This window comes from Paracoccaceae bacterium (assembly GCA_019454225.1).
In the GTDB taxonomy this organism is placed as follows: domain Bacteria; phylum Pseudomonadota; class Alphaproteobacteria; order Rhodobacterales; family Rhodobacteraceae.
The window spans coordinates 1633334-1649501 of sequence record CP075370.1 but is presented as its reverse complement, the minus strand read 5'-3'; the positions used below and the strand labels follow the sequence as shown (position 1 = coordinate 1649501).

General features: G+C 70.6%; 15 protein-coding genes. 8 read left to right on the top strand and 7 right to left on the bottom strand.

Going from position 1 to position 16168, the window contains the following annotated elements; translation table 11 throughout:
- Positions 1 to 4: 4 nt before the first annotated feature.
- From KF887_07820 to KF887_07805, 4 genes are all read right to left on the bottom strand, one after another.
- Positions 5 to 931 (bottom strand): phosphoadenosine phosphosulfate reductase, encoded by a 927-nt coding sequence (locus KF887_07820; protein ID QYK42993.1) that lies wholly within the window; start codon positions 929 to 931, stop codon positions 5 to 7.
- A 129-nt stretch (positions 932 to 1060) separates the two neighbouring features.
- Entirely contained in the window at positions 1061 to 2104 is a 1044-nt protein-coding gene (locus KF887_07815; protein ID QYK42992.1) for a glycosyltransferase family 2 protein, read from the bottom strand.
- Positions 2083 to 3066: a glycosyltransferase family 2 protein gene (locus KF887_07810; GenBank protein ID QYK42991.1), complete on the bottom strand. Its 984-nt coding sequence runs from the start codon at positions 3064 to 3066 to the stop codon at positions 2083 to 2085. The genes KF887_07815 and KF887_07810 overlap by 22 nt, the downstream gene beginning before the upstream one ends.
- 68 nt (positions 3067 to 3134) lie before the next feature.
- Positions 3135 to 5414 carry a glycosyltransferase family 2 protein gene (locus KF887_07805; GenBank protein QYK42990.1) on the bottom strand — a complete coding sequence of 760 codons (2280 nt, stop codon included), beginning with the start codon at positions 5412 to 5414 and terminating at the stop codon, positions 3135 to 3137.
- Between the two features lie 193 nt (positions 5415 to 5607).
- Between KF887_07805 and KF887_07800 the strand changes: the two genes are divergently transcribed.
- From KF887_07800 to KF887_07770, 7 genes are all read left to right on the top strand, one after another.
- The gene (locus tag KF887_07800; protein QYK42989.1) at positions 5608 to 7878 is read left to right on the top strand and encodes a hypothetical protein; all 2271 of its coding nucleotides are present in this window, start codon (positions 5608 to 5610) and stop codon (positions 7876 to 7878) included.
- Positions 7879 to 7965: 87 nt separating this feature from the next.
- Complete coding sequence (gene alr, locus KF887_07795; protein ID QYK42988.1) at positions 7966 to 9015, top strand: alanine racemase; 1050 nt, start codon at positions 7966 to 7968, stop codon at positions 9013 to 9015.
- Positions 9012 to 9794, top strand: a complete 783-nt coding sequence (locus KF887_07790; GenBank protein QYK42987.1) for an ABC transporter permease — start codon at positions 9012 to 9014, stop codon at positions 9792 to 9794. The genes alr and KF887_07790 overlap by 4 nt, the downstream gene beginning before the upstream one ends.
- Positions 9791 to 10537: an ATP-binding cassette domain-containing protein gene (locus tag KF887_07785; protein ID QYK42986.1), complete on the top strand. Its 747-nt coding sequence runs from the start codon at positions 9791 to 9793 to the stop codon at positions 10535 to 10537. The genes KF887_07790 and KF887_07785 overlap by 4 nt, the downstream gene beginning before the upstream one ends.
- 4 nt (positions 10538 to 10541) lie before the next feature.
- On the top strand, positions 10542 to 10907 hold the full coding sequence (locus KF887_07780; GenBank protein QYK42985.1) for a hypothetical protein: 366 nt from the start codon (positions 10542 to 10544) through the stop codon (positions 10905 to 10907).
- A gap of 230 nt (positions 10908 to 11137) precedes the next feature.
- The gene (locus KF887_07775; protein ID QYK42984.1) at positions 11138 to 11878 is read left to right on the top strand and encodes a DNA repair protein; all 741 of its coding nucleotides are present in this window, start codon (positions 11138 to 11140) and stop codon (positions 11876 to 11878) included.
- Positions 11879 to 11929: 51 nt separating this feature from the next.
- On the top strand, positions 11930 to 12394 hold the full coding sequence (locus tag KF887_07770; GenBank protein ID QYK42983.1) for a paraquat-inducible protein A: 465 nt from the start codon (positions 11930 to 11932) through the stop codon (positions 12392 to 12394).
- A 6-nt stretch (positions 12395 to 12400) separates the two neighbouring features.
- Here the strand turns inward: KF887_07770 and KF887_07765 are convergent, their stop codons facing one another.
- The 3 genes from KF887_07765 to radA are packed head-to-tail and all read right to left on the bottom strand — an operon-like array spanning position 12401 to position 15518.
- Complete coding sequence (locus KF887_07765) at positions 12401 to 13516, bottom strand: cystathionine gamma-lyase (protein ID QYK42982.1); 1116 nt, start codon at positions 13514 to 13516, stop codon at positions 12401 to 12403.
- Positions 13513 to 14112, bottom strand: a complete 600-nt coding sequence (locus KF887_07760; protein ID QYK42981.1) for a CvpA family protein — start codon at positions 14110 to 14112, stop codon at positions 13513 to 13515. Before KF887_07760 ends, KF887_07765 begins: the two co-directional genes overlap by 4 nt.
- Before the next feature lie 47 nt (positions 14113 to 14159).
- On the bottom strand, positions 14160 to 15518 hold the full coding sequence (gene radA / locus KF887_07755; GenBank protein ID QYK42980.1) for a DNA repair protein RadA: 1359 nt from the start codon (positions 15516 to 15518) through the stop codon (positions 14160 to 14162).
- A 139-nt stretch (positions 15519 to 15657) separates the two neighbouring features.
- Between radA and KF887_07750 the strand changes: the two genes are divergently transcribed.
- Positions 15658 to 16002, top strand: coding sequence for a carboxymuconolactone decarboxylase family protein (locus KF887_07750; GenBank protein ID QYK42979.1), 345 nt, complete (start codon positions 15658 to 15660; stop codon positions 16000 to 16002).
- The last annotated feature ends 166 nt before the right edge of the window (positions 16003 to 16168 follow it).

Sequence of the window (16168 nt, the reverse complement as noted above, 5' to 3'; positions counted from 1 at the left end):
ATGCCTAGCGGTCCGACCCGGTCAGCTCGGTCAGCCGCTTGCGGAAGGCGGGGGCACGGACACGGGCGACGACCGACCGGCAGACGCCGATCTCGCGGGCGGTATGGCCGGTATCGGCGGAAATCTGCAGCATCCGCTTGAGGTAGGGGCCGTAGTTGCGCCGCATCCGCAGGGCGCGGGCGAAACCGGCCCGGTCCAGCCGCCCCTCGACCGCCGCGACGATCAGGCCGTCCAGAACGCCGAGGCGCCGCAGCACGAGTTCGAGGTTGCCGCCCAGCCGACGCGCGGGCAGCAGCGTCACCCAGGGGCGGTGGAACAGCGCGGCATGCATCGCATCGTCGCGTTCCAGCGGGTCGAAGACGACATGGGCATGGCCCGCGCCTTCGGTCATGTCGGGGGCAAAGCCGTAGCGGCCGGTGAAGTCGAGCCGGCGCGCGGCTGGAAAGCGGGCGTCCCATCCGGCAAGCGCCGGGGTCAGCGTGGCCTGCGGGCAGATCGCCAGCACCTGTGCGCCCGGGGCCACCACGGAATAGGCGGCGGCGGCATAGCCCCCGGGGCCCGCACCGTAGAACAGCACGCGATCGAAATCCTCGAAGAAGGCATCGTCGACCAGCCGGTCCATGTAGCGCCAGACGCCTTCGTCGCGCCACCAGGTCGTCCCCTCGGCCAGGATGCACAGTTGCGACCAGCCATACGCACGGGCCAGCGTCAGCCCGAAGGGCAGCCGGCCCGGCGCCTCGGCGCGCACCGTCTCGGCCTGTTCGAAGGTCACGAGCAGCGTCGTGCCGTCGTCGCAGAACACCGCGCGGTGGCGGGGGCCCAGCGGTTCGGCATGGCCCAGATCGTCGGCGATCGCGTCAAGCGCAGCAGTCCAGCCGTCGCGATCGGCCGCGTCGATCGACAGGGGGGTGGCTGCGGTGGTGGCGGTCATGTCACGTCTCCGGGGGGCGCAGTGGCACGCCCTTTTCCCTTTTGCCCATTGTCCGTGGCAGGGCCGCGCTGACAAGGGGGCAAGGCCATGGCGGGGGGTGGACAAATGCCGATGATTGTTTGCAACCGCTCAACTGCCGGGGGCGGGCCGCAGCCCGGCACGCCAGATCCGCGCGGCCTGTGCGGCGGTCAGCGCGCGGGTGGGCGGCGTCATCAGCAGCCGTCCGTAGAGCGCGCGCCAGGATTCGTCAGAGGCCATCAGCGCGGCAAAGCGGGCCTGGCGCCAGGCCACCGCCGCATGGTGCAGGGGGCCGAGCACCGGATCGGCGAGAAGCCCCGCGCGCAGGGGGGCCGCCGCGTCGCAGAGCGGCAGGATCGAGCGGTCCTCGACATCGCAGAAATTGCGCTCGATCCAGTAGCCCATGTCGAAGGCCGAGGCGTCGCGGTTCGCCCTGCCCCGGTCGCATTTCACCAGATAGGACTGCATCGCGCCAAGGGCGTAGTGGTTGACCTGCGCCAGGGCATAGTGATCCTGCCCGGGGGGCGAGAAGGTGCGGGCGGGGGGCCAGGCGGGGGGCAGGCGTTGCCCCGCGCCATCGAACATCGCCGCGTCCGGGGCGCGCGCACGGTCCGGGGCGCGGGGACGGTGGACGCCGGGCTTTGCCCAGGTGCCGTCGTTGCGGTAGAGCGTCTTGACCTGCTGCGCCCGCCACGGCCAGTGCAGCACGCGCGGCGCCGCGCGGGTGAATTGCTGCATGACCGGAACATCCGCGATGCCGTCGACGCCCGCATTGCCGAACATCCGCCATGTCAGCACCACGGCCGCCGCATCGGGCAGCGCGGCGATCAGCGCGGGCAGGGTCCGGTCACCGATGGCCACGTTCACGAACTCGTCGATGTCGAGGCCGATCACCCAGTCGGCGGCACCGTAGAGCGGCTGGCGCGGCGCCGCCTTGAGCGCCGCCCATTGCGGGCCCTGCGGATGCGGGCCGTCGTTGCGCAGGTGGGTCAGCCAGCCCATCGCCTGCAGGCGGTCGAGCATGGCATCGGTGCCGTCGTCGCAGTCGTTGGAAAAGGCCAGCACGTCGGTCACGCCGCACAGCCGGTGATGCGCCAGCCATTCGATCAGGAAGGCGCCTTCGTTCCGGACGGTCAGCAGGGCAAGGATGCGCATCGGGACAGTCTTTCGCGGATGGCGGCGGCAAAGGCCGCCCAGCCAGGGTCTGCGGCCAGCCGGAGGGCGCGGGCGCGGTGCCAGGCCACGGCCTCGGCATGCAGGCGGGCCAGCGTGCCGTCCTGCATCAGCCGGTCGCGCCACTGCGCTACGGCGGGCGCGATGCCCGACAGCGCGTCACAGGGTACGGCCGCGCGGTCGAACCGGTCCCAGTAGTCAAGGCCCATGTCCTGCCCGGTGTGGTTGACCCGGCCCCGGTCGCGCTTGACCAGAAAGCTCATCCCCGCGCGCAGGGCGTAGTGGTTCACCTGGCCATGGGTGAAGTCGGCCTGCACGAACAGACGGTGATGCTGGGGGATCAGTGGAACCCCGCCGGGCAGTTCGACCCGGAAGGGCCGGTCGGCATCGGCGCGGGGGAGCGGCGCGTGGATGCCGATGCGATGATAGGGCAGATCGCCCCGGAACAGCGATTTCGGATAGGCCATCAGCGGGGCGCCGGGGCCGGTGGCGGGTTCGGCCAGCCGGAACAGCTGGGTCACCGGCCGGTCCTCGTAGGCCCAGCGTCCGGCGGGGCCGAAGATGCGCCAGGGGACCGAGATCACCTCGGCCTCGGGCGAGGCGGCGGCGGCAAGCGCCCGCACCGTGCCGTCGCCAAGACGCGGCGCCAGATACTCGTCGGCATCGCAGACCCAGACCCAGCCTGCCCCCGTCACCTCGGGGTAGCGGCGCACCTGTTTCAGCGCCGACCGCTGGATCGAGGTGGCGGGCCAGTGGCGCGTCGCGTGATGCCGCGCCAGGCCCATGTCCTGAAGGCGCAGCGCGATCTGGCGGGTGGGATCGGCGCAGTCATTGGTGCAGATCACGACATGGTCGAAACCGAGCGCCTTGTGATGCGCCATCCAGTCGAGAAGGAAGGCGCCCTCGTTCTTCATGCAGGCGACGGCGGTGAAGGTGTCAGCCATGGGCGGCGTGCCCGCGCGCGTGCCGGTGGGGGGCGGCGTCCGGGGACCGTGCGGGGTGCCGGCCTCGGTCAATGCGCGGCCTCGCCCTGCGGTTCGACGGTGAAGAAGAAATCGGCGGGCAGGTCGCGCAGATGCAGATCCTCCGGGATCACCTGGGGCCCGGCGTTGAACACGGCCGACCCGAAATGCCGCTGCATCCGGCACAGGGTTTCCATCCGCTCGCCCGTCAGTTCGCCGTAGAAGCGTTCGTAGTTCTCGGTCGCGCGCAGTTCGGTGATCTTGGCGCGATGGGCAGCGACCGAGAAGTCATGGGCCGCGCGAATCTCGGGGTCGGCCAGCAGCCGGTCCCATTCGGCCTGCAACATGGGCAGGCGGGCGCGGAGCGACCCGTCCTGTTCGACATTGTGGTTCATGCGGAACCAGTAGTTCAGGCCCTGGTCGCGGTCGACATGGTTCACCCTGCCCCGGTCGCGCTTGACCAGAAAGCTTTCGGCGGAGCGCACGGCATAGTGGTTCAGCTGCACCCAGTCGTAGCCGTAGGTTTCCAGCGTCGACCGCCAGCCGTTGCGGAACATCGCACGGGGCATCGGCCGCCCTGACCCGTTCAGCCATTTGACCCGGTCCCACAGGTCGGGCACCAGACCCTTGGGCCGGTGGACGCCAAGCTTCTTGTAGATGTCGATGTTGCGGAACAGCGTCTTGAACCCCCAGGCCTGGTGCGGCTTGCGGATCACCTCGGGCGCGCAGCGGTCGAACTGGTCGACGATGAATTCGTCCCGGTAGGCGCGCACCTCGGCGTTGCCGAACAGCCGCCAGGTCAGGGCGATCATGTTGGCGCCGGGCAGCGCGGCCTCCATCGCGGCGTAGAGCGTGGGCAGCCGGCCGTCACCCAGCTTGATGTTGATGAATTCATCCACGTCCATGCAGATGCCCCAGCCGCAATCACGCATCAGGGGTTCATCCTCGGCCGCCTGGAGCGCCGCATGCTGCGGCTTCAGGTCCATCGCGCGGAACGGGTTGTCGCGGTGCTGCACGATCCCCTTGCGCTGCAGGAGGTCCAGCATCGTGTCTGTGCCGTCGGTGCAGTCGTTGGTGTAGATCAGGAAATCGTCGACCCCGATGGCGCGGTGCCAGGCCAGCCATTCCAGGATGAAGGGGCCTTCGTTCTTCATCGTGGTGACGATGGCGGTGCGACCGGTGCCGCTGTCGGCGCGCGGCCGCGAGACCGGCGGGCGCACCGGTTTCCACCCCAGCACGTCGCGGGAAAAGCGCAGCAGTTCGGCATCCTCGACCAGCGAGGTCTTGGGTGCGAGTTCCGAGGCGGCGCGGCCCGGAACGCGGATCGCCATCGCCCGCCAGAACCGGGCCGCATGTTTCGCGTCGGGCTTGGCATAGGCCACGCGGACCATGCGCCAGGTGTTTTCCAGCCCCGCCAGATCGGGGGCGACGCCCCAGCGGGCCAGCCCTTCGCCCCGGTCGAAGGGGGCGCAGATGTGGTCGCCCATCCGGGCGGGGGCGCCAGCCCGGACGCGCCAGGGATAGACCCGCCGTCCGGCCAGCGGCACCACGCCGTGCCGCGCCGTGCGGCAGAGGTCGAAGGCCGAGGGCGCGCCGGAGTCGCGCGGCACCAGCCAGTCGCAGGGATCGAGCGTCAGGACGGCGCGCGCATGCGCCAGGAACCGCCATTTCACCACCTCGAACATCAGCCCCTCGCCCAGCGGGCTGCGCCAGGGGTCGGGTTCGGGAACCTCCATCCGGTCCTTGCCGGGGGCATCGGGGGCCAGGATCGGGTGGCTTTCGGGTGGCTGGCCGGGCTTGCCCAGGGGCACGGGCGAGTCGAGCAGGATGGCGGTGAAACCCTCGGGCAGCAGCGGCGACAGGGCGTCGGCAAAGCCAGCCGGATCGTCGGGGGGCACGCGGTGCACGATCACGGCGCCGCCCGCGCCGTGGTGGTTCGCGTGATAGGCCAGCCATTCGCCCAGTTGTTCGGCCGTCTCCTCCAGCCTGAAGGCCAGCAGGCAATCGCGACCGGCCAAGAGGTCGACATCAGCCGCGACGGGCGCAAGGGTGTCGCGCGCGCCATCCGACAGCGCCACGACCGCCGGCCCCTCGGCAAAGACGCCCAGCGTGCCGCCCGAAACCTCGCGCAGGTCCATCGGCAGGGCGCAGCCCGGCGCACCGTCGGGCGCGAAGCGTGCCGGAGGGCTGCCGGTTCCCCAGAAGGCGCGCAGATGTCCGTCATGGCAGCGCAGCGCCTCCAGCAGCAGGCCCGCCGCCGTCGGACCCGCGCCCAGCGTCCGGCGGATCACGCCGCCCTGCCGCACCTTCGCCCCTGATCTGCCTGCCATCGCTGCCGCCCGCCCCTGCCGGGCGATCTGCCGCCGCCCCTGTCCTTCCCTACCATGCCCAGGGCTTACGGGCAAAGCGCCGATCCGGCGGATTGTGCCGTTCCCGTTGCATTCCGCACGGTTTTCGCCAGACTGTTTCCCAAGGCGCGCCAACAGCGCCGCATTTCCGGCACGAGGCGGCAAGGGGTCAGGCATGGCACGGGTGCGAGAGGTCGGCACGCTCTGGATCGGGGGGGCGCTGTCCTGGCTTGAACGGCTGTGCCTGAAGTCCTTTGTCGATCAGGGGCAGCGCATCACGCTGTTTTCCTATCACGACATCCCGAACGTGCCCGAGGGTGTGATCCGCCGCGACGGGCGCGAGGTGCTGGATACAGACAACTTCCTGAAATACGAGAAGAAGGACAGCTTCGCGCTGTTTGCCGACCTGTTCCGGATGCACATGCTGCGCGCCTGCCCGGGGATGATCTGGGTCGACACGGATGTCTATTGCCACCGCCCGATGGACTATGACGGCGACGTGGTGATGGGGTTCGAGTTGCCCGAGAGCCAGAGGGTGAACAACGCCGTGCTGGGCCTGCCGCCGGATCACCCGATGCTGGCGGCGATGCTGGATTTCATGGCCGATCCGTTCGCCGTGCCACCCTTCCTGAAACGCGGGGTGCAGGCGGACTATCGCGCCGCCGCCGGGCGGGGCGAACCTGTCCACGTCTCGCAGATGCCCTGGGGAACCTGGGGGCCGCTGATGGTGACGCATTTCGCGGCCGCGCACGGGGTGCTGGACAAGGTGCAGCCGCTTGCGGCGTTCTATCCGATCCCGTTTCCGGACCGGCTGCTTTTCCTGCGATCCACGCGCAAGGTGCAGGCGCTGCTGAGGCCGGAGACGACGGCGCTGCATCTGTGGGCGTCGAACAAGCGGGAACTGGGCCTGCGCCATCACGGCCTGCCGCCGCCCGGCAGCTATATGGCCGATCTCTGCGCCCGCCACGGGATCGACCCGGTGGCGGCCCCGATCGCCGGACGCGGCAAGCGGGTGTTCGACGCGGGGCTTCTGGCGGCGATCGACCTGCCCGAGGTGGAACGATTCGCCGATGCCGGGGGCACGGCGCAATCGATGGCGCTGGCGGCGCATGCGCGCTGGGGCTGTGCCATCGACCTGATCGACATCGACCACAAGGGGCGGATGCTGGACGCGCCCTCGGCATGGGTGTCGCCCTATGTCGATTTCCTGCTGGACCATGGCGTGCCCGCAGCCCGCATCCGCCGCGTGGGCGCCCCGGGCGACCTGCGCCCCGCGCAGGTGCTGGCGGCCCTGCAGGGCTTTGGCGACACCGCGCGGATCAAGGGGGCCGCGGTGCTGCTGGATCACGCGCTGGCGCCGGGCGGCAGGATGCTGCTGGACATCCGCAAGGGGTCGGGCAGCTTTCCCTTCCTCAAGCCCTGGGGCGAGGTCAGCGTGCTGTCGACCCGCGACGACGCGGGCACGCAGGTCAGCCGGGCGGTCCTGGCCAGGACGGACGGCGCAGCGGCGCCCGCGGTGCCCGCGCCGGTCGGCGTGGCAGCCGACCCGCCACCAGCCGCGGCACCGCCGGACGAGTCCCCGGACGCGCCGTGGTCGGCCATCGCGACGCGCCTTGCCGGGGCGGACGGGTTCTACCGCGAGGGTGCCGAGCATGCGATGCTGTTCGTTCCCCGCAGCCCCGATGTGCTTGTCGTGACGTTCGACAATCTCGACATCGCGATGGACAAGCGTGACGACCGGCGCCCCTGGGGTTTTGCCTTCATCGAGAAGCAGGGCTGGTCGATGCTGGGTGTCACGGCGGCGGGCTGGACCTGGTTCCGCGATGCCTGGGTGTCGGGCCAGTTCGATGCGCTGCGCGACGCAGGGTTCTTTGCCCGGTTCGGCCGCGTGGTGTTCTACGGCGCCTCGATGGGCGGCTACGGCGCCTGTGCGTTCTCGGCCGCATGCCCCGGTGCCGACGTGGTGGCAATATCGCCGCAATCGACGCTGGACCGGGCACTGGTGCCCTGGGAGACCCGCTATCGCACCGCCTGGGGGCGTGATTTCTCGGGGCCCTATGGCGATGCCGCGGCGGCCAGCGGCGCGGCGCGGCGCGTCACCCTGCTCTACGACCCCTACGAGCCGCTGGACGCGGCCCATGTGGCCCGCTTCGACGGCCCGAACGTGATGCGCCTGCGCACGCCGCTGCTGGGCCACAGGCTCGGCTCGTCGCTGCATCAGATGGGCATCCTGTCGCCCACGATCCTTGGCGCTCTGGGCGGAACGCTGACCGAGGGTGAATTCTACCGCAGCCTGCGCGCCCGCAAGACGTTCCCGCGCTACCAGCGTGAGCTTTTCGACCGCGCCGTCGCGCGCGGCCATGCGACGCTGGCCCGCCGGATGGCGCGCTGGGTGCTGACGCGGGGCGACAACCGCCATATCCGCAAGGCGCTTGCGGCGATGTAGCGCCCCGCGACGGCGGGGACGATGCGGAACGGCCACCGGGGGCGTTTCCGCTTGAACCCCGGACGCGGCGGCGGCAAAGAGGGCGGCATGGCAACCGGCACGCTTTCCATTGATCTTGACGCCATCGCCGCCAACTGGCGCGCGCTGGACCGCATGTCGTCCTCCGGCACCCAGACCGGCGCCGTGGTGAAGGCCGACGCCTATGGTCTGGGCGCCGCCCGCGTCGCGCGCGCGCTGGCGCAGGCGGGTGCGCGGCGGTTCTTCGTGGCCGTTGCCGAGGAAGGCGCGGCAGTCCGGCAGGCCCTGGGGCCCGGGCCGCAGATCTGCATCTTCTCGGGCCACATGGCCGGGGACACCGAAATGATCGGCGATCTCGACCTGACGCCGATGCTGAACTCGATCGAGCAGATCACGCGGCATCTCGAATCCCTGCCCGGCCATCCGTTCGGAATCCAGCTGGACACGGGGATGAACCGCCTGGGGATGGAACCGGCGGAATGGGAGGCGGCGGCGGCCTTCGTGCTGGATGCCGGCCCCGAGATGCTGATGTCGCATCTGGCCTGCGCGGACGAACCCGACCACCCGATGAACGCCGAACAGCTTGCGGCCTTCCATGCCATGACCGACGGCACCGACCTGCCACGGTCGCTGGCCGCGACGGGTGGCATCCTGCTGGGCGCCCGCTATCACTTCGACCTGACGCGCCCCGGCATCGGCCTGTATGGCGGCCTGCCCTTCGAGGGCGCGGCACGGGTGGCGGGCCTGTCGCTTCCGGTGGTGCAGCTGCGCGACCTCGCCCCGGGCGAGGCGGTGGGCTATGGCTGCACCTTCGTGGCCGAGGCCGAGACCCGCATCGCCACGGTGTCGGGCGGCTATGCCGATGGCCTGATGCGGGCACTGTCGCATCGCGCGGTGCTCTGGGCGGGCGACGAGCCCTGCCCGGTGGCGGGGCGGGTGTCGATGGACCTGATCGCCGTCGATGTCACGCATCTGCCGGACGTTCCGCGCGCGCTGGAGATCCTCGGGCCGCATCAGACGGTGGACGATCTCGCCGAGGCCGGCGAGACCATTGGCTACGAGATTCTCACCTCGCTTGGTCCGCGCTATGCCCGCCGCTATGTCGAGGGTGCGGCGTGACGCTGACGCAGCCGCTGGCCGCGTTGGGGCGCGCGGTGCTGCAGGCGCTGGCCGCCGTGGGCCGCGTGGCGATCTTTGCCGGCCGCGCCGTGGGGCACATGGTGCGCCCGCCGTTCTACCTGCGCGAGTTCGGCCATGCGCTGATGGCGATCGGTTGGCTGTCGCTGCCGGTGGTCGGGATGACGGCGCTCTTTACCGGCGGGGCGCTGGCGCTGCAGATCTACGCGGGCGGCGCACGGTTCAATGCGGAATCGGTGGTGCCCTCGATCGTTGCCATCGGCATGGCACGGGAACTGGGGCCGGTGCTGGGCGGGCTGATGGTGGCGGCGCGGGTCGCCTCGTCCATCGCGGCCGAGATCGGCACCATGAAGGTGACGGAACAGATCGACGCGCTCACGACGCTGTCGACCGACCCGGTGAAATACCTGGTGGTGCCGCGGGTTCTGGCGGCGACGCTGTCGGTGCCGGTTCTGGTGGCGGTGGGCGATGCCATCGGCATCATGGGCGGCTGGCTGGTGGGCATCACGCGGCTGGACTTCAACTCTGCCGCCTACATCAAGAACACGGCGGATTTCCTGGAGTTCTGGGATGTCGGCTCGGGGCTGGTGAAGGGCGCGGTGTTCGGCTTCCTGGTGGCGCTGATGGGGTGCTACCACGGGATGCATTCGGGCCGGGGCGCGCAGGGCGTCGGCGCTGCCACAAAATCCGCCGTGGTGGCCGCCTCGGTGCTGATCCTGGCCGCCAACTACATCCTGACCGAAGCGTTCTTTTCCGCATGATCGAGCTGCGCGGGGTTCACAAGGCGTTCGGGTCCAACCGCGTTCTGCGGGGGGTGGACCTGACCATCGCATCGGGCACCTCGACCGTGATCATCGGCGGGTCCGGCACCGGCAAGTCGGTGCTGCTGAAATGCATCCTCGGGCTGGTCCGCCCCGACGCGGGCAGCATCACGCTGGACGGGCAGGATGTGACGGCGGGCGACCGCGACGCCTTCCTTGCCCGGTTCGGAATGCTGTTCCAGGGCGGGGCGCTGTTCGATTCGCTGCGCGTGTGGGAGAACGTGGCCTTCCGGCTGATGCGCGGCAAGGGACGCCTGCCCAAGGCCGAGGCGCGCGCCGTGGCGATCGAGAAACTGCGCCGCGTGGGCCTGACCGAGGCCGTGGCAGACCAGTTTCCCGCCGAACTGTCGGGCGGCATGCAGAAGCGCGTGGGCCTTGCCCGCGCCATTGCCGCGAACCCCGAGATCATCTTCTTCGACGAGCCGACCACCGGTCTCGATCCGATCATGTCGGGCGTCATCAACGCGCTGATCCGCGAGATCGTGACCGAGATGGGCGCGACCGCCATGACCATCACGCATGACATGTCATCGGTGCGGGCCATCGCCGACCATGTGGCGATGTTGCATGGCGGGGTCGTCCAGTGGACCGGCCCGGTGACCGGGATGGACGCCACGCCCGATCCCTATGTGCAGCAGTTCATCCATGGCCGGGCCGAAGGGCCCATCGCGGCGGTGCGATAGCGCGATGCTGTCGCCGATGGCGCTGGGGGTTCTGGCGGCGGGCGCGGGGGCGGCGGCGATCCTGGGCATGGCATGGACAGCCATCGCGGCGCTGTCGGCCGATGGCCGCGCCGGTCGGGCGGGGGCGCTGATGGCCGTGCTTCTGGGCATGGCGGTGGCGCCGCTGGGTCTGCGGGCGCTTCGGGCCCGGGCGGTTGCGCCGGGCGAGGGACAGGTGTTCCTGGGCGCCACGCTGATCCTGGCCGCCGCCGCGATTTGCCTGTGGCGCCTGCGCGGCACCCCGGGGGCGGGACCGGCGCCGGTGCTGGGAATCGGGGCCTGCGCCCTGCTCTGGCTGGTGCTGGCGGGGCAGGCGCTGCCGGGCGGCTGACTGCCGGAGGTGCAGGACCGCACAACATTCGCAACCCCGGGTTGCCAACCGTTTCCAGCGGCGAAACAATGGCGCGCCATTTCACGCCCGGCATGCCACAATCGCCCCCAGCCTGACGATTTTCGTTGCCTTCTCCGTGCCTTGCGGCACGTTCGGGGAACTGTCGGGCCGGGGGGCAACGGGACATGATGTCAGGACTGGGGCCGTTCGTTCGGCAGGCGCAGCGAGGAATGCAATCGGCCGCGCAGGCGCTTCTGGTGATCGCGGCGCTGGCGGCGCTGGGCGCCACGGCGGCGGCCGCGCTGGGGTTCCTGCCCTGGCCCGAGATGTCGCTGCGCTGGGGCGGTGTCTATGTGCCGCAGGCGGGGATGTGGCTGCAGGTGGGGCTGACCGCGCTGCTGCTGATGCTGTGCCTCTGGCTGCCCGCCAATGCCCGCATGGCCAGGCTTGAGGCCGGGCACCGCAGTTTCGTGCTGTCGGTCGAGGATGTGCGCCGCGCCTACGAGATCGCCCATGCCGCCGACCGGCGGTCGGTCTTTGCGCTGTCCTCGGAATTCGATTCGCTGCGGCAGCGGATGGAGCACCTGCGCCGGCACCCCGACCTCGCCGACCTGGAACCCGAACTGCTGACCATCGCCGCACAGATGAGCCACCAGAGCCGCGACCTCGCCCGGGTCTATTCCGCCGACCGGGTGGAACGCGCCCGCACCTTCCTGCGCCAGCGTCAGGAAGAAACCGCGCGGATGGCCGAACGGCTGTCGCTGGCCCGGTCGATCTGCGACGAGCTGCGCCGCTGGCTGACCGACATCGAGGCGGAAGAGCGGAAGAACCACACGCAGGTCAAGCGGCTGGAGGCCGACCTGCGCGAACTGCTGCCGATGCTGGGCTATGAACTCGACGACCCGCGCGATGCGAATGTGGTGCCGCTGGGCCTGCCGCCTGCCATGGCCTCGGCCGCGCGGCGGGATTGACGCGGCGTCCGCCGCCCCTCACATCGGGCAGGCCGCCGAACGGAGCCGCCCATGCCCCGCCCTGCCCTGCTCGCGCTGACCGCCCTGCTGGCGGTGCTGTTCCCGGTCGCCTGGTTCGCGCCGCTGATGACGGTGAAGGTCCGGCTGGCCTTCTGGGCCGGGGGCACGGACCTGTCGCTGATCACCACGCTGCAATCCGTCTGGGCCGAGGATGCGGCACTGGGGCTGCTGCTGACCTTTGCGGCCATCGTGGCGCCCACGGTCAAGGTTCTGGGCACCGGGCTGCTGCTGCTGCGCCTGATGTCGCCCCGTGTCGAGGCCGTGCTGTGGCACATCGGGCGTTTCGCCATGGCCGACGTGTTCCTGATCGCGGTCTATGCGGCGCTGTTCAAGGGGATCGACGGCGGAACCATCACCTTCGGCTGGGGCCTGCACCTGTTCACCGGCTGCGTGATCGGCTCGCTGCTGCTGTCGCTGGCCGCGGCACAGGGACACGGGCCCGCGGCCCGGCGCTGACCGGCGTCAGGCGCCCACCGGGGCAAGCGCATCGGCGATGGCCGACCACAGCACCTCGACAGGCTCGCATCCGACCGACAGCCGGATGAAGCCCGGCGCCACCGGGTCGCCCCAGCGGGCACGGCGTTCGCCCGATGTATGGGTCGATCCGAAGCTCGTGGTCTGCGCGATCAGCGGACAGGCGGACAGGAAGGTCTCGGCCTCGGCCTCGCCCTCCAGCTCGAACCCGATCAGAAAACCGAAACCCGCCATCTGCCGACGTGCCAGCCGATGCGCCGGGTCGCCCGGCAGACCTGGATAGCGCAGCCCCCGGACCCGCGGATGCCCCGCCAGACGCCCGGCGATGATGCCCGCAGTCTCGCACATGCGGGCCAGCCGCACCTCCAGCGTCTCGATCCCGCGATGCACCAGCCAGGCCTCGAACGGGCCCGGCACCGCGCCCGACAGCCGACGCCAGTCGCGCACCCGCGCCATCAGCCCCGCTTCGCGCCCCGCCACGTGCCCGAACAGCACGTCGGCATGCCCCGCCGGTGCCTTGGTATCGGCCGCCACCACCAGGTCGGCCCCCAGATCAAGCGGGCGCTGCAACAGCGGTGTCATCGTCGTGTTGTCCGCGATCACCACCGCCCCGGCGGCATGTGCCCTCTGGGCGACATCCGCGATATCCACCAGATCGAGCCCCGGGTTGGACGGAGTTTCCAGATAGACCACCGCGACACCCGCGAAATCGGCCGTCGCATAGTCCCGCGTCGGCAGTTCGGCAACCGATACACCGAACCGCGCCAGGAACTCCCGCGCCAGAACCCGCGTGACATAGTAGCCGTCCGACGGAACCACGACGCGCGCGCCGGCGCCCAGTGTGGCGAACAGCGCCGCGGAAATCGCCGCCATGCCGGACGGGAACGCCACGCAGGGTGCGCCTTCCAGCAGGCCAAGCTGCGCCTCGACCTCGTCCCAGGTCGGCTGGCCGTTCCGTCCGTAGACATGCGGCGCACCCGCCACCTCGGGCAGGTGAAAGGTCACGCCGGTGTGGATCGGGGGCGCCAGCGGCGCCCCGGTGGCCAGCCCGGCAGCCCGGTGATGCTGGATCTGCGCGGCCGAACGCGCGGTGTCGTCGCTCACGGCGCGGCGGGGGCCGGGGTCGAGGGGGCGACAGGCGCCGCCGGAGCGGCGCAAACGCCGGTCAGTTCCTCGTAGCGCGCCACGATCCAGCCCGGCGCATCGTCGGGAATGTTTTCGTCGATGTTCGACTGGAAGCTGGCAAAAACCTTGGCCGACCGCGAGTTGTCCACCATCGGGATGGTGTTGGCCGAGACCGCGCGGTCATAGACGATGAAGGCCACGGCAACCAGCACGATGCCCCGCAGCACGCCGAACAGGAACCCCAGGCCCTGGTCCAGCCCGCCCAGGATCGACCGCTGCACCAGCCCCGACATCAGCGGCGCGAACAGCGACGCGACGACCAGGCCCAGGGCAAAGACCGCCGCGAAGGCCGCGATGATCGACAGTTCGCAACTGTCGGCCAGGAAATCGCCGATCACCGGCAACTCCTTGATCAGCGGCTGTGCGGCAGCCGCGAACATGTAGGCCACCACGGCCGCGCCGATCCACCCGAGGATCGCGAGCGCTTCCCGCACCAGCCCCCGCGAATAGGCCAGCACCGCCGACAACACGATGACGAGGGCGACCACACCATCGACCAGCGTAAAGCCTTCCATTCCCTCGCTCCTGTTCCGGGGCGTCTCTGGCCCGCGCCCCTTGCCGTTCAGCCCGCCCCGAACATCTGGCCCGTGAAGGTCGTCAGGTCGGGCATGTCCCGCACCGCGATGCCCGATGCATCGCCGCGCGGGCGCGCGGGCGCCACGGCCTGTGAGAAACCAAGTTTCGCCGCCTCTTTCAACCGGTTTTCCGTCTGCGCCACCGGGCGCAGCGCGCCCGACAGGCTGATTTCGCCGAAAAACACCATGTCACGCGGCAATGCCACGTCCTCGCGTGCCGAAAGCAGCGCGGCCGCCACCGCCAGATCCGCCGCCGGCTCCGTCACCCGCAGCCCGCCCGCGACGTTCAGGAACACGTCGAGTCCGGCAAAGGGGATCCCGCAGCGCGCCTCGAGCACCGCGAGGATCGTCGACAGCCGCCCACCGTCCAGCCCCACCACCGTGCGCCGGGGGGTGCCCAGCGGCGAGGGCGCCACCAGGGCCTGAATTTCGGCCAGCAGCGGCCGCGTGCCCTCGATCCCCGCAAAGACCGCCGAACCCGCGACGGGCGCGCCACGTTCCGACAGGAACAGGGCCGACGGGTTGGCCACCTCGGCCAGTCCCGCGCCCGTCATCTCGAACACCCCGATCTCGTCGGCCGGGCCAAAGCGGTTCTTGACCGCGCGCAGGATGCGGAACTGGTGGCCGCGCTCGCCCTCGAAATACAGCACGCAATCGACCATGTGCTCGACCACGCGCGGCCCGGCGATCTGGCCGTCCTTGGTGACATGGCCCACCAGCACCACCGCCACGCCCCGCCGCTTGGCAAAGGTCACCAGTTCATGCGCCGCCGCGCGCACCTGCGCCACGGATCCCGGCGCGGCCTCGACCGTGTCGAGCCACATGGTCTGGATCGAATCGATCACCGCCAGCGCGGGCCGCTCCGCATCCAGTGTCGTCAGGATGTCGCGCAGGGCCGTCTCGGCGCCCAGCCGCAGCGGCGCATCCGACAGGCCCAGCCGCGCCGCCCGCATCCGCACCTGCGCCGCCGCCTCCTCGCCCGAGACGTAAAGACAGGTCTGGCCGCTGCGGGCAAAGGCCGCCGCCGCCTGCAACAGCAGCGTCGATTTCCCGATCCCGGGATCGCCGCCCACCAGGATGGCGGATGCCGGCACCAGCCCGCCACCCAGCACCCGGTCAAGCTCGGCAATCCCCGACTGCAGGCGCGGCGGCGGGGGTTCGGCCGTCGACAGGTCGGACAGCACGATGCCCTTGCCGCGTGCCGTGGGACCGCGCGGGCCCGCCGACAGCGGCGCTTCCTCGACGATGGTGTTCCACCCGCCGCAGGCGTCGCAGCGGCCCGCCCATTTCGCATGGACGGCGCCGCAGGCGGTGCAGGTGAAGACGGTGGCGGGGGCGCGGGCCATGGCGCCTTTGTGCCTCCGCCGGACCGGGGGCGCAACCATCCGCAGGGAACGCGGGCTTCCGGCCGCCAACTGATCTGGATCAGCGTCGCCAGCCCCAAGCCATGCGATGCGCGCCCGGGAAACATTCCGGAGACGTCCCATGACCTATCGTGACAAGGCCGGCGCGATGCGCGGCGAACTTCGCATCCTGAACCGCACGCTGCCGCTGACCATGGCGGGCTTTGCCGAACTCTCGCGGGCCGCCAAGGACGAGGGGCCCCTGTCGGTCAAGGAACGGGAATATGTGGCGCTTGGAATCGCCGTCGGCCTGCGCTGCGAACCCTGCATCGTCTTCCATGTCGAGGCACTGGCCAAGGCGGGCGCGACGCGCGACGAGGTGGCGGCGGTGCTGGCGATGGCTGTGCAGATGGGCGGCGGTCCGGCGGTGATGTATGCGGCGCATGCGCTGGCCGCCTGGGACGAATTCACCGCGCCGCAGGCGTGATGCCTGGTGAAGCGGCATCATGCAGCAACGCAATCTGTCCACAGGCCGGGCAGCCAAAAATTCCGGGTCATGGCCTGCAGTTCCTGTAGATATCGCACAATTGGTGCCTGATCGCCCATGGTCGCCGACCCGGGGGTGACAGGCGCGCCGCGGCACGGCAGGATGG